Source organism: Kitasatospora sp. NPDC029312, assembly GCF_055569215.1.
Window position 1 is genome coordinate 60,636 of the sequence record NZ_JBVHXY010000041.1, and the last position, 14,350, is coordinate 74,985.

8 protein-coding genes are annotated in these 14,350 nt (G+C 73.5%); 6 read left to right on the forward strand and 2 right to left on the reverse strand.

What is annotated here, in order from left to right; all coding sequences use genetic code 11:
• Positions 1-60: 60 nt before the first annotated feature.
• On the forward strand, positions 61-2,103 hold the full coding sequence (locus ACZ4WV_RS27920; RefSeq protein ID WP_465751388.1) for an oxidoreductase: 2,043 nt from the start codon (positions 61-63) through the stop codon (positions 2,101-2,103).
• Positions 2,104-2,328: 225 nt separating this feature from the next.
• Positions 2,329-3,060 carry a hypothetical protein gene (locus tag ACZ4WV_RS27925; RefSeq protein WP_465751390.1) on the forward strand — a complete coding sequence of 244 codons (732 nt, stop codon included), beginning with the start codon at positions 2,329-2,331 and terminating at the stop codon, positions 3,058-3,060.
• Positions 3,061-3,137: 77 nt separating this feature from the next.
• Here the strand turns inward: ACZ4WV_RS27925 and ACZ4WV_RS27930 are convergent, their stop codons facing one another.
• A complete protein-coding gene (locus ACZ4WV_RS27930) occupies positions 3,138-4,352 on the reverse strand; it encodes an alpha/beta hydrolase family protein (protein WP_465751391.1) in 1,215 nt (404 codons plus the stop codon).
• A gap of 132 nt (positions 4,353-4,484) precedes the next feature.
• Here ACZ4WV_RS27930 and ACZ4WV_RS27935 point away from each other — a divergent pair, with 132 nt between their 5' ends.
• Complete coding sequence (locus ACZ4WV_RS27935; protein ID WP_465751392.1) at positions 4,485-4,952, forward strand: P-loop nucleotide/nucleoside kinase family protein; 468 nt, start codon at positions 4,485-4,487, stop codon at positions 4,950-4,952.
• Here ACZ4WV_RS27935 and ACZ4WV_RS27940 read toward each other — a convergent pair.
• Entirely contained in the window at positions 4,877-8,080 is a 3,204-nt protein-coding gene (locus ACZ4WV_RS27940; RefSeq protein WP_465751393.1) for a putative bifunctional diguanylate cyclase/phosphodiesterase, read from the reverse strand. The two genes, ACZ4WV_RS27935 and ACZ4WV_RS27940, sit on opposite strands and share 76 nt — an antisense overlap.
• A gap of 322 nt (positions 8,081-8,402) precedes the next feature.
• Between ACZ4WV_RS27940 and ACZ4WV_RS27945 the strand changes: the two genes are divergently transcribed.
• The 3 genes from ACZ4WV_RS27945 (at position 8,403) to ACZ4WV_RS27955 (ending at position 14,209) form a co-directional block, all read left to right on the forward strand.
• Positions 8,403-11,702 carry an amino acid adenylation domain-containing protein gene (locus ACZ4WV_RS27945; protein ID WP_465751394.1) on the forward strand — a complete coding sequence of 1,100 codons (3,300 nt, stop codon included), beginning with the start codon at positions 8,403-8,405 and terminating at the stop codon, positions 11,700-11,702.
• Positions 11,699-12,463, forward strand: a complete 765-nt coding sequence (locus ACZ4WV_RS27950; RefSeq protein ID WP_465751395.1) for a leucyl/phenylalanyl-tRNA--protein transferase — start codon at positions 11,699-11,701, stop codon at positions 12,461-12,463. The genes ACZ4WV_RS27945 and ACZ4WV_RS27950 overlap by 4 nt, the downstream gene beginning before the upstream one ends.
• 198 nt (positions 12,464-12,661) lie before the next feature.
• On the forward strand, positions 12,662-14,209 hold the full coding sequence (locus ACZ4WV_RS27955; RefSeq protein ID WP_465751396.1) for a hypothetical protein: 1,548 nt from the start codon (positions 12,662-12,664) through the stop codon (positions 14,207-14,209).
• The last annotated feature ends 141 nt before the right edge of the window (positions 14,210-14,350 follow it).

The window sequence follows — 14,350 nt, forward strand, 5'->3', positions numbered from 1 at the left end:
GCCTACCCTGCGGTAACAAACGTCGTGACACACCCACCGCCGCCCCTTCAGGAGACGTCGATGAGCTCCACGCCCGGCAACAGCAGCTACCCCCACCTGCTCAGCCCGCTCGACCTCGGCTTCACCACCCTGCCCAACCGCGTGATCATGGGCTCGATGCACGTCGGCCTGGAGGAAGCCCCCGACGGCTACCAGCGGATGGCCGCCTTCTACGCCGAGCGCGCCCGGGGCGGCGTCGGCCTCATCGTCACCGGCGGCATCGCCCCCAACGAGGCCGGCCGGCCCTGGGAGGGCGGCGCGATGCTGACCACCGAGGAGGAGGCCGACGAGCACCGGGTCGTCACCGACGCCGTCCACGCCGCCGGCGGCCGGATCGCCCTGCAGATCCTGCACTTCGGCCGCTACGCCTACCACCGTGACCTGGTCGCCCCCAGCGCCCTCCAGGCCCCGATCAGCCCCTTCGTCCCCAACGAACTCACCGCCGAGCAGGTCGAGCAGACCATCGAGGACTTCGCCCGCTGCGCCGAACTCGCCCGTCGGGCCGGCTACGACGGCGTCGAGATCATGGGCTCCGAGGGCTACCTCATCAACGAGTTCATCGTCGCCGCCACCAACCGCCGCGAGGACGAGTGGGGCGGCCCGTACGACCGCCGGATGCGCTTCCCGGTGGAGATCGTCCGCCGGGTCCGCGAACGGGTCGGCGAGGACTTCATCATCGTCTACCGGCTCTCCATGCTCGACCTGGTGCCCGGCGGCTCCACTCTGGACGAGGTGGTCCAGCTCGCCCAGGCCGTCGAGGCGGCCGGCGCGACCATCATCAACACCGGCATCGGCTGGCACGAGGCACGCATCCCCACCATCGCGACCTCCGTCCCGCGCGGCGCCTTCGCCTGGGTCACCAAGCGGGTGATGGGCAAGGTCGGCATCCCGCTGGTCACCACCAACCGGATCAACACCCCCGAGGTCGCCGAGCAGTTGCTCGCCGACGGCTGCGCCGACCTGGTCTCGATGGCCCGCCCGCTGCTCGCCGACGCCGAGTTCGTCACCAAGGCGCGGGACGGCCGGGCCGACGCCATCAACACCTGCATCGGCTGCAACCAGGCCTGCCTGGACCACACCTTCAACCTGCAGATCACCTCCTGCCTGGTGAACCCGCGCGCCTGCCACGAGACCGAACTCGTGCTCTCACCCACCAAGCGGCGCAAGCGCATCGGCGTCGTCGGCGCCGGACCGGCCGGGCTCGCGTTCACCGTCTCCGCCGCCGAACGCGGCCACGACGTCACCCTGTTCGACGCCGCCGACGAGATCGGCGGACAGCTGAACATCGCCCGCCGGATCCCGGGCAAGGAGGAGTTCGACGAGACGCTGCGCTACTTCCGCACCCGGCTGGCCGAGTTGGACGTCACCCAGCGCCTCGGCGCCCTCGTGACCGCCGAGCAGCTCACCGCCGAGGGCTTCGACGAGATCGTCCTCGCAACCGGCGTCACCCCCCGAACTCCCGCGGACATCCCCGGAATCGACCACCCCAGCGTGCTCGGCTACCTGGACGTGCTGCGCGACGGCGCGGCCGTCGGCGAACGGGTCGCCATCCTCGGCGCCGGCGGAATCGGCTTCGACGTGGCCGAGTTCCTCACCGACCAGGGCGACCAGGCCAGCCTCAACCCGCCCGTGTTCCAGGCCAAGTGGGGCATCGACCCGGAGTACCGCGAGCGCGGCGGGCTGCGCGCCCCCGAGCGGCCGAAGCCCCCGCGTACCCTCCACCTGCTGCAGCGCAGGACGAGCAAGGTCGGGGCCGGCCTCGGCAAGACCACCGGCTGGATCCACCGCACCGAGCTCAAGCACCGGGGCGTCACCATGGTCGCCGGCGCCGGCTACGACCTGATCGACGACGCCGGACTGCACTTCACCGTCGACGGCGAGCGCCAACTCCTGCCGGTGGACACCGTGGTGCTCTGCACCGGCCAGGAGCCGCGCCGCGACCTGTACGAGGCGCTGCGCGAGCGCGGCGTCGCCGCCCACCTGATCGGCGGCGCGGACGTGGCGGCGGAGCTGGACGCCAAGCGGGCCATCAAGCAGGGCACCGAGCTGGCCGCGACCATCTGACCGCGGGTGGCCGCCGGCACACGGTCCGTAGGAGGCCTTGGAACGTCGGGCGCCTATGGGGCCCGCGGCGCGTGCTGCCGCGGGCCCGGCCGTACCCCCGCCGCACCCCTCCCCTCCCGCCTCAGCGCGTCTGAGCTGGGCGGATCCCCGCCCGCGCGCCCCGCCCGGCCCCCGGTGGGACACTGGTGCCCTATCCCTGTTCTCACACCCGACCGGGGGCCAGCCATGTCCATCCCGAGGCCTCTCCACGTCCTCACCGCCGCGATCCTCGTCGCGACGGCCACCCTGGGGCCGGCCCAGCTGGCGTCGGCGGCACCCGCCCAGGACCTGCCCTCCGCCGACCAACTGAAGTCGGCGCTGCTCACTGCGGACGACGTCGGCCCGGGCTACACCGAGGTGCCCGCCACCGAGAGCCCCGGCCCGAGCGACAACCCCACCCCGGTCACGGGCTGCGATGCGCTCAGCGCCCTGGTCACCATGCACACCGGCCAGTCCAGCCCCTCGACCCCGCACGCCGAGACCGAACTGGACGGTCCGGACGACGGCAACCCCATGGTGACCGAGGCCCTCACCGCCGAGGACCCCGGCAAGCTCACCACCGACTTCAACACCGTCGCCGACGCCTTCAAGACCTGCCACACCATCACCTTCAACGCGGGCGACACGGACACGGTGACCTTCACCGTCACCCCCCTCACCCTCGGCGACCGCCAGGACGCCCCCGCCGTCCGCCTCGACGGCACCCTCGACGGCGTCCAACTCGACGCCTACATCGGCATCGAACGCTTCGGCACCGTCGGCATGGCCTTCGGCTTCTTCCAACGCCAGGGCACCGACTCCCAGACCGCCTCGATGCAGTACCGCACCGCCGTCACCAAGATCGAACACACCCTCGGCACCACAGCCGGCAGCACCACCCCACCCACCGCCCCCGCGCCCCAGGGCCTGACGGTCTGAACGGTGCCGACGCACAGCCCCCGGTACCCGGCCGGCGCCGAAGTGCCAGGGGCCTCCCGCCGAGCCCGACGACAGCCCTACGGGATGAACTCGACCTCCGGGAACTGCGGAGAGGGCCCGTCCAGCAGGTGGCCGCGGCGGTGGCGGAGGTGGAGGTCGAAGAAGGCGAGCGGGTAGGCCTGCTGGACGGCGATTCCGCGCTCGGGGGCGAGGGTGCCGACCTGCTGCTGGATCTGCTGCTCGCTCATGCCGAGCAACGTCCCCGCCTGGGGGATCAGTGTCATGTTGTCGCCGTAGGAGTTGTGGACGGCGCCGTCGGCCTGGAGGTTGAGCCGCCAGCCGCGCAGGTGGGTCCAGAAGGTCTCGGCGGCGGAGTCCGGTGTGCGGGGCCAGACGGCGGTCATCATGAGGAACGGCCGGTCGAGGTCGGTGGTGATGGTCGGAATCATCGGGCCGTCCAGGCTGAGTCCGGCCCGGACGCGGGGGTCGACCACCATGGTCTGCGCGGTGACGCTGCCGCCCTTGGACCACCCGAACATGCCGATGTGCTGCGGGTCGAGGGCGCCGAGCAGGCCCTCGGGCAGCTCGCGCTGGTCGGCGTCCGGGTTGCGGCCGGCGGCGAGCGCCTCGACGCAGTCGAGGACGAAGCGGAAGTCCGGCGTGTACGCGCGCACGCCCGTGTCGACGTTCGGATCCCGGGACGGGGTGAGGGCGGGGCCGCCCGGAAACTGGGTGAAGGCGTCGTGGGGGAGGTCGACGGTGATGACGACGTAACCGTGGCTGGCGAGCTCCTGGACGATGACCGTGTGGTCGCCCCGGTGGCTGTGCGCGCCGTGCGCGTAGAGGACGACGGGCAGCCGGTGGCCCGTGCGGTGCACGGGTGCGCCCACGCGCCCGGCGGTGAGCGGGGCGGCGGACAGCGGCAGCGGAAAGCCGACGTCGTCCAGGAAGAGCCGCAGCGGGGCCTCGGCGAGCCAGGGGGCGAGCGGAAAAGCCTCCGCCTGCCGGGCCGGGTACCAGACGCTCGCCATCAGCTCGCGGTACTGCCCCGGCCCGGCGGCGGGGTCCGGTCGGGAGGCGTCGCGCAGATGGAGGGCGACCGTGCCGACGGCGTGCGGGCCGGTGGGCGCGGGCAGCGTGAGCCGCTGCGGCCCGCTGGCGGGGGCGGCGGAGGACACGGCCCAGGAGGCGGAGGCCAGGCCGAGCGGGGCGGCGGCGCCCAACGCCAGGGCCGAGCCGAGCATGCGGCGGCGCGTCAGTCCGTTTGAGCCGGTGAACGGCGTGATGTCCATGCGGGGAACGGTGTCACGCGGCCCGAACGGCGGTCATCCGTCCACCGATTGATCTCCCGGCCGTGCACATTGACCCACGGGCTTACATCCCCGGGCTGATGCGGGACCGGGCTCCGCGGCTAACATCCGGGCGTGAGGGAGCGATCGAGCACCGTGGTGCTGATGTGCGGCCTCCCGGGCGCGGGCAAGACCACCTATGCGAGGGAACTGGTCCGGCGCGGCTACGTCCGGCTCTCCATCGACGAGGCGGTGTGGCGGCGCCTCGGGCAGCGCGACGCCGGCCCGGAGTTGGAGCCGGACGCGTTCGAGCGGTTGAAGGACGAGGTCAGGGCGGAACGGCGCCTGCAGCTCGTGGAGTTGCTGCGGCTCGGGCGGGAGATCAATCGGTGGACGGATGACCGCCGGTCGGGCCCATTGCTCGGAATGGCTTGTGTGAAGCCGAATCCCGATCTCTCGTTCCCGGCGAGCCCCGATGACCAGCAGCGGCGAAGATTCCGTACCGGAACACCTTCCCAAAGCGCCGGTCAGGCCGCCTCGAAGGTCGTGCTGCGGACGAGGGCCCGGGCGTGGGTTCCGTCCATCGGGTGGGCGAAGAGGTAGCCCTGGCCGAGGGGGCAGCCCATGGCGGCGAGGAGGTCGCGTTGGTCGGGGTGTTCGATGCCTTCGGCGATGACCTGGACGTCGAGGGTGTCGGCGATCCGGGTGATGCCCTCGACGAGGGCGTACTGCTGGGCGGAGTGGCCGAGGCCGTCGATGAAGGACTTGTCGATCTTGAGGATGGAGATCGGGAACTCGCGCAGGTACGAGAGTGACGAGTAGCCGGTGCCGAAGTCGTCGATGGCGAGGCCGACGCCGAGGTCGCTGAGGGCGGCCATGTCGGCGCGCAGGCGGTCGTCGTGGCGCATCAGGACGGACTCGGTGAGTTCCAGGACCAGCGTGCGGGGGTCGATGCCCGAGGTGTCCAGGGCGTGGCGGACGACCTCCATGAAGCCGGCGTCGCGGAACTGGCGGGCGGAGACGTTGACGTTGACGCGCAGCGGCGGCCGTCCGGCGGCGGCGCGGGCCGCGGAGCTGGCGGCGTGCCAGACGGCGGCCTCCTGGGCGGCGCGTTCGAGGACCCAGGCGCCGAGCGGGACGATCTGGCCGCTCTCCTCGGCGAGGGCGATGAACTCGTCGGGCAGCACCATGCCGCGCCGGTCACGCGGCCAGCGCACCAGGGCCTCGAAGCCGACCAGGTCGCCCGTGCGCAGGTCGACGATCGGCTGGTAGTACAGCTGGAAGGCCGATTCGGCGATCGCCAGGTCGAGGTTCTCGTTGAGCTCGTGCCGCTCCACCAGCCCGGTCTGCAGGGCGGGCTGGTAGTGGCACCACTGGCGGCGCCCGGCCGCCTTCGCCGAGTAGAGCGCGAGGTCGGCGTGGGTGAGCAGTTCGGCGGCGTCGACGCTGTCCTCGGTGGTCGCCACGCCGATGCTGGCGCTGACCCGGACGGCGCCCGCGCTCAGCTTGAACGGTTCGGCGAACACGGCCAGCACGTTGCCGGCGATGGTGTCCACGTCGCCGGGGCGGAGCGCGTCCTCGACCAGCACCGCGAACTCGTCACCGCCGAGCCGGGCGGCCGTGTCGGAGCTGCGCAGCGCGGTGGAGATCCGCAGGGAGACGGCGACGAGCAGTTCGTCGCCGACCGCGTGGCCCTGGGTGTCGTTGACCACCTTGAAGTCGTCCAGGTCGATGAAGAGCACCCCGGTGACGGCCCCGCTGCGTTCGCCCCGGGAGAGCGCGTGGCCGACGCGGTCCTGGAACAGCACCCGGTTGGCGAGGCCGGTCAGCGAGTCGTGGAACGCCCGGTGGGTCAGCTCGCGCTCCATCTGGCGCTGCTCGGTCACGTCGCGCAGGGTGAGCACGAGGCCGCCGACCGTGGGGTCGTCGCGCAGGTCGGTGTAGCGGACCTCGGCCTCGATCGGGGTGCGGTCCTGGCGCAGCAGCCGCCAGTGCTCGCGCGGCTGGTCGCTCCGCGGCGGGTCGGCCGGGCCGCGCATCCGGGCCAGTGCCCTGCCGACCTCCCGGCTGTCCTCGGGCGGGACGAGGTCGGTGAGCAGCGTGCCGTGCAGGTTCGGGTAGCCGAGCACCCGCTCGGCGGAGGAGGAGGCGTAGCGCACGCCGTCGTCCGCGTCGATGATCAGGATGACGTCGCTGGCGTTCTGCACCAGGGTGCGGAAGTACAGCTCGCTGTTGCGCCGGGCGACCTCCTGGCTCAGCACGACGCGTTCCACGGCCAGCGCCGCCTGGGCGGCCAGGATCTCCAGTGAGCCCCAGAGGCTGGTCAGCTCCTGCTCGGTGCCGGTGACCACCAGGGCGCCGATCGCCGGGTCGCCGGAGGGCCGTTCGGACAGGCTGAGCGGGCAGACCAGGGCGCAGGGCATCCCGCCCAGGTGGTCGGGCAGGTTGACGGACCCGACGGGCAGTAGCCTGGTCTCCCGGTCGGCGGCGAGGGCGAGCACCTCGTCGTCGGCCTCCGAGGGCGGGGGGTGGGGGTGGGACGATCCCTGGCCGGCGCGTCGGACGTGCAGCACGCCCGACCCGCCCGCCGCTGCACCTCGCGCCGCCCCACTGCTCGCCGAGGCCCCGCCCGGCTCGCCGCCAGCCCCGCCCGCCTCGCCGCCGGACTCGGCGACCGCCAGCAGGGCCACGTGCCCCGGCTCGGCGGGCATCAGCGTGGAGGCGGCGGACTGGACGGCGTCCGCGACCTCCGAGACGGTGACCGCCGCCGTCAGCCGGGCGCCCGCCTCGCGCAGCGCGCGTTCCCGGGCCACCGCCTGGCGCCGGGCGACCACGACGACGGCCAGCCGGGCCAGCACCAGCAGGTAGAGCAGACCGGAGAAGGCGCCGATCACGCCCGCGTTGTCGGTGTTCCCGGCCAGCGACTCGATGATCAGGATGGCGGGGGCGATCAGCGAGGCGAGGGTGAGCAGGGCGAGCCGGGCGGCGGAGAGATCCGGCTGCTGGGTGGGGACGGGCCTGGTCAGCTCGACCATCGAGGGGTGCAGCGCGGCCGCGCCCCAGGCGGCGTAGAAGGCGGCCCAGCCGAGTTCCACGCCGGTGCCGATCTGCCAGGTGCCGTGCAGCTGGATCAGCCCGTAGAGGATGTCCGAGGTGAGCAGGCCCAGTGCGCCGACGGTGAGCAGTTGCAGCGAGCGGGACTTGCCGCCGCGCGGGGTCAACAGGCGCAGCAGCAGGGCGAGCACGACCACGTCGCCGAGCGGGTAGGCGATCGAGACGGCCTTCTGGAGCCAGGTGAGGTCCGGGTTCCGGGCGTACGGGAGGATCAGGTAGATCCAGGCGAGCAGCGCCAGGCCCAGGGTGATGATCAGCGCGTCCAGCAGTCCGGCGCGGTCCTGACGGGCCGTGCGCCAGCGGATGAAGCCGAGCAGGCCGAGCGCGTACAGCACGAACTCGGTGAGGTAGAAGCCGTCGCCGACCGAGGGGAACGGGTTGTTGAGGTGAAGGATGTCCAGTTGGAGGGCCTGCACCGCCTCGCCGGTGGTGAAGCTCAGGTTGGCGAGCGCCAGCAGGTACCAGAACAGCGGGTGCCGGGGGCGGTTGAGCCGGACGCCGGCCACGATGGCGGCGACGCCGCCGAGGCCCATGCCCGTCCACCAGATGATCCGCAGCCCGGGGTCGGTGAAGTAGATGCCGGTGAACAGCACCATCCAGATCAGATAACAGACCATCAGGCGTTGGCGCCGGTGAGTCAACGAGGCTACCTCCTCCACGACATCACCCCGCCGGTCGGGCGGGGGAGTGCGGGCGAGGGCGGACGGTGCGGGGCGGATCGGTCATGGCGGCTCGGGGATCGGACGGGGCGAATCGGAGTTGACGGGGGCTGATCCGCCCACGGGTCACCGGCGTCCGGCGATGTTCGCGACGGACGTTCCCGGTGTGCCCTGAGTGCGTATAGTCGGAATTGTCGCACCTCCCAGCATTCTGCCGCTTCAGCACGAGGTCAAGCCGGTGGATGACGCACCCGACAGCGCACAGGGCGTACGAACGGATGTGAGCTCCGGACATCACGCCGTGGTGCGCAACGATGACGGTCAGTACGCGATCTGGCCAGGGGGATTGACCGTGCCGGGCGGCTGGCGCCCGGTGTACGGGCCGGCGGGACGGGCCGAATGCCGGGCCTGGGTGGACCGCAACTGGTCCGGGCCGGGGTCTCCGGTGGCCCGCGCGGGATTCGCGCAGACGGCGCACGGGCTGTTCCGGGCGCGGGCGGCGCACGACCCGGACGCGATCGCCGTGGTCGGCGGGGGAGACACGCTGACCTACCGCGAGTTGGACGAGCGCAGCGACCGCCTGGCGGCCGTGCTGCGGGCGCGGGGCGTGGGGCCGGAGCAGGTGGTGCCGGTGTGCCTGGGGCGCGGCGTCCAGCTGGTGGTGGCCTGGCTGGGGGTGCTCAAGGCGGGCGGGGCGTTCCTGCCGCTGGACCCGGCTCACCCGGAACGGCGGCTCGCCGGGCTGGTGGCGGACTGCGGGGCGCGGGTGGCGGTCACGGACAGCTGCGCCCTCGACGGCGTCGAGTCACTGCGACCGGACGCCGGCGAACCCGCCGGGCACCCGGGGAAGGACGCCGCCGATGCGGGCGCCGATGCGGGCGCCGACGCCGCGCCGGACGACCTCGCCTACCTGATCTACACCTCCGGCACCACCGGCCGCCCCAAGGGCGTCCCGGTCACCCACCGTTCGCTGGTGTTCACCCTCGACCGTGTCGTCCACGCCTACGGGCTGGCACCGGGCGAACGGGTCCTGCAACTGGCCGCGCTCGGCTCGGACACCGCGCTGGAGCAGGTGTTCTCCGCGCTGCTCGCCGGGGCCACGGTCGTCCTCGGCGGCGATGGCGGCACCTGGGCGCCCACCGAGCTCGTGCAGCGGCTGCCGGAGCTCGGTCTGGCCGTCGCCGACTTCACGCCCGCGTACTGGCACCACCTGCTCGACCTGCTGCCGCCCGGCGGCCCCGGCCCGGTGGGCCTGCGGCTGGTGGTGGTAGGCGGGGACGTGGTGCACGCCGACGACTGCCGCAGCTGCCTGCAACGGCTGCCCGGCGTCCGACTGCTCAACGCGTACGGCGTCACCGAGGCCGCCGTGACCTCCCTGCTCTGCGAGGTCAGCCCGGACCTGCTGGACGCGCCCACCGCGCCCGTGCCGATCGGACGGCCGCTCCCCGGCGTCCGGGTGCACGTGCTGGACGAGCGGCTGCGACCGGTCCGCCCCGGCGAGCGGGGCGAGATCCACCTCGGCGGGCCCGGCCTCGCCCGCGGCTACTGGCGCAGCCCCGGGCTCACCGCCGAGTCCTTCCTCCCCGACCCGTACGCCCCGATGTCCGGTGAGCGGATGTACCGCACCGGCGACGCGGGGCGCTGGCGGGCGGACGGGCAACTGGAGATCCTCGGCCGCTTCGACGACCAGGTGAAGGTACGCGGGCACCGGGTCGACCCGGCCGAGATCGAAGCCGTCCTCGCCGCCCACCCGGCCGTGCGGCAGGCCAGGGTCGCGGCCGACGGCACCACGTCGGACGGCGGCCGGGCGCTCACCGCCTACTACACGCCCGGCGCCCCGGCGGTGCGGCCGGCGGCGCTCCGGGCGTTCCTCGCCGAGCGGCTGCCGGAGTATCTGGTGCCGGCCGCGTTCGTGCCCCTGGAGGCCATGCCGCTCACGGCGGCCGGGAAGGTCGACCGGCGCCGGCTGCCGCACGCCCCGGTGCGGACGGGCCCCGCCGGGCCGCCTGACGCGCGGTTGCCCGACACCCGGCCGTCGGACACCCCGCAGCCGAGCGCGGTCGCCGCCACCGCGCCGCCGGGCACCGCGCCGCCCGCCACCGGGGACGCCGCCACCGGGCAGCCGAACCCCGTGGAAGCCGCCGTCGGGCAGCTGTGGGCGGAGCTGCTCGGCGCCCAACTCATCGTCCCCGAGGACGACTTCTTCGCCCTCGGCGGCACGTCGCTGCTCGTCATGGAGCTGCTCGCCCGGGCCCGGCTGATGTTCGGTCTGGACGTCACCCACGTCCGCACCCTCACCCGGGCACTGCTGCGCTCGCCCGTGCTGCGCGACTTCGCGGCCGCCCTGCAGTCCGCCCGCACCGGTGGGGCCGCCCAGGGCGAGGCCGCCGTCGACTGGTACGCCGAGGCCCGACTCGCCCACCCGGTGGGGCAGTCGTGGAGCCCGGCACCCAGCCGGGCGGAGCCCGCCGAGATCCTGCTCACCGGTGCCACCGGCTTCTGCGGCACCCATCTGCTGCACGCCCTGCTCGCCACCACCGGGGCGCGCATCCACTGCCTGGTCCGCGCCCCCGACGCCGAACACGCGATGGAACGGCTGCGCGCCGCCCAGCAGCGCTTCCTGCGGCACGACCTCGCGGACGACCGGGTGGTACCGCTGGTCGGCGACCTCGCCGAGCCCAATCTCGGGTTGACGGACGACCGGTTCAACTGGCTGGCCGGGCACCTGGACGCCGTCCACCACCTCGGCGGACTGGTCAACTTCCTCTACCCGTACCACCAGTTGCGTGCGCCCAACGTCGGCGGGACCCGGGAGGTCGTCCGGCTCGCCGGACACAGCCGGGGCGTACCCGTGCACTACCTCTCCACCCTCGCGGTGCTCGCGGGGTTCGGCTCCGCCGGTGTCCGGGAGGTCACCGAACGCACGCCGCTCGCCCACCCCGAGCGGCTCGGCGTCGGCTACGTCGAGAGCAAGTGGGTCGCCGAACAGCTGCTGCACAACGCGGCGGCGGGCGGGCTGCCGGTCACCGTGCTGCGCACCAACGACGTCACGGGTGACCTCGCGGCCGGGGTGATGAACACCGGCACCGAACTCTGCGCCCTGATCAAGTACTTCGCCGACAGCGGGACTTACCCGGACGCGCGGCTCCCGCTGGACTTCGTCCCCGCCGACCGCTTCAGCCGCGCGATCGCCCACATCGCCGCCCACGCACCCGCCGACGGCGAGGTCTACCACCTCACCTCGCCCCGCCCGGCCGGGCTCGCCGACCTCGCCGACCGGCTCCGGGCGCGCGGCCACCGGATCACCCGCGTCCCGTACCCGGAATGGGTGCGGCGCCTGGTCCGGTTCGCCGCCGCGCACCCGACCCACCCGATCACGCCGTTCGTGCCGCTGTTCGTCGACCGCGCGCCGGGCACGGAACTGTCCATCAGCGAGCTGTACTTCCAGCCGGTGTTCCCGCGCTTCGACCGGGCGAACACGGAGGACGCCCTGGAGGGCAGCGGGATCGAACTCCCGGACGTGGACGCCGGGCTGCTGGACCACTACCTGGACCGGCTGGAGGCGGAGGGGTTCCTGTGACCACGGCGACACCCTTCGACCGACTGGGCGCCCAACTCGGCCCCGGCGAACGCCCGGTGGCCCTCGGCGGCGCACTCGGACCGGACGAACTGCTGGAGGCCTACCGGCGCGGCCTGTTCCCGATGCCGGCGGCGGACGTGTACGCCAGCGCCTACAACGAGGCGCTGTACGGGGAGGCGGTCGAGTCCGGTGAACTGCCGGTGCTGCCGGGCGGCGAGGACCCGTACGCGCTCGCGTGGTGGTCGCCGGACCCCCGGCCGGTGCTGCGCCCCGACGCCGTACGGCTGCCCCGCCGGCTCGCCCGGCGGCTGCGGGGTGCGGAGCGCTGGTCGACCACCGTCGACCAGGCCTTCGACGAGGTGCTCGCCGGCTGCGCCGATGGACGTCAACCCACCTGGCTTACCAGCGAGTTGGCGGAAGCCCTGGGGGAGCTGCACGCCCGCGGCGCGGCGCACAGCGGGGAGGTCTGGGAGGGGGAGGAACTGGTCGGCGGGGTGTTCGGGGTCGCCGTCGGGCCGGTGCTGAGCCTGGACTCGATGTTCCACCGCCGCCCGGACGCGGCCCGGGTCGCGGTCGCCGACCTCGGCGCCCGGTTCGGCGCGGCGGGCGGCCGGCTGCTGGACGCGCAGTGGGACGGTCCGTACGTCCGCAGCCTCGGGGCGGTGCCGATGGAGCGCTCCCGGTACCTCGCGGAACTGGGCGGTGCCGCCCCGACGGGCATCCTGCCGGGCGAGCGGCTGCCCGTCGCGCGGCTGGTCTGAGCCGACCTGAGCCGACCTGAGCCGACCTGAGCCGACCTGAGCCGACCTGAGCTGACCTGAGCTGACCTGAGCTGACCTGACCGGGCCTCACCTGAGCGGGCCTGAACCTCAACCGGCCTGGGCCGGCCTGAGCTGCGGTTTCGCCAGTCCTTGGCCTGTCTTCGACAAAGTTATTCCCCGTCAGTAACATTGCGCCGCGTGTTCAAACCCTCGATAGGCAGGGCCGCACCCGTCGCCCTGCTCACCCTCATCCTCGCCGGAACGGCTGCCTGCGGTCCCGCCGGCAACAGCAGCGCCCCACAGGCCGCCGTCGAACCGGTCGCCGCCACCGGAACCGCCGCCGACACCGGCGCGTCCGCCGCCGGGGGCAGCCCGGCGGCAGCCGCCGCGGCCGGCGGCGCAGCGCGCGCCCGAGCCGGAGCCGCGACCCCGAGCCACCCCGCCACCGGCGGCACCGCCCAGGTCACCACCGCGCCGGCCGGCGACAAGCTGGCCGCCATCGGCAGCCCGGCCAAGGACGGCCGCGCGGTCACGGCCGCCACCAAGGCCCTCCAACTCACCGTGTACGACCCGGCGAAGGGCACGGCCGTGCTCGCGGCGCCGAGCCCCGGCGCGTCCTCGAGCGCCTCGCCGAGCGCCACCCCCGGCGCGACTCCGCCCTCCACCCCCGGCGCGAGCGCCGGCGCGGCGGCCGCCGTTCAGCCGGGCCAGCTGATCGCCAGCCCGCCCACCGCCGCCGCGCCGCAGGGCGCGCTGGTCGCCGTCACCGGCGTCAACCCGGGCGCGGGCAACACCCTCAACCTGACCACCCGCCCGGCCACCCTCTCCGAACTCCTCGGCGGCACCGAGGCGGACGGTCAGGTACCGGTCGACGCACACGGCATCACCGTGACTCCGCTGGTCAAGGACCTCAAGGCGACCGTCGGCGCCGACCTCAACGGCGTGCGGGCCGACGCCTCCGGCACCCTGGAGGTCAACGTCAAGGCCCCCGTGCCGCTGCCCGAGGGCGCGAGCCTGGACGCCTCCGGCTCCCTCCAACTGCACCCCGCCGTCCACTTCGCCTACCACGGCGCCCAGGCCACCGGCCCGCGCACCGCCTCCATCGGCTTCGACCTGGGCGCCCACGCGCATTGGAAGGTCACTGGGGACGTCACCCGCAACACCGGCGCCGCGCCGATCCGGGTGCCCTTCGCCAAACTGCAGGCCAACCCGGTGCTGACCGTCGCGGGCCTGCCCGTGGTGGTCAACCTCGGCCTCACCTGCTACCTGGAGGTCAGCGCCGACGGCCAGGTCCACCTGGAGACCGAGCAGGACGCCACCGGCACCTGGGCCGTCCGCGCCGACTACACCGGCGGCAAGGGCTGGACCTCGGCCACCGACGCCGACACCAAGGTCTCCCCGGTGCACGTCCGCCTCAACGGCAAGGCCGGCGTGCGCGCCGCCCTCGGCGCCGAGGTCAGCCTCGGCCTGTACGACACCGTCGGCGTCGAGACGACGGTCGCCCCCTATCTGAGCGCCAAGGTGGAGGGCTCCCTCGCCGTCGACCTACCCGGCAAGGGGCCGCAGGCACAGGGCAGTTGGGCGCTGGTCGGCGGCATCGACCTGAACGGAGCGCTGACGGCGCACCTCAAGATCTTCGGCACCCCGATCGTCGAGGGCAAGCTGCCGCTGCCGCCCTTCCACCGTGAATGGCCGCTGCTGAGCGGCTCGGCGTCGCTGCCGTCCCCGCGCCCGAGCAGCAGCTGATCGACGACGGACGAGAGAGGAGTGGGGGGGGGGGGGGGGGGGAGGGGGGGGCGCTGTTCCTTTTTTTTTTTTTTTTTTTTTTCTTGTTTGGTGTTTGTCCCCCTCCCTCCCCCTTGCCAGGGGTGCGAAGATATCGGGATA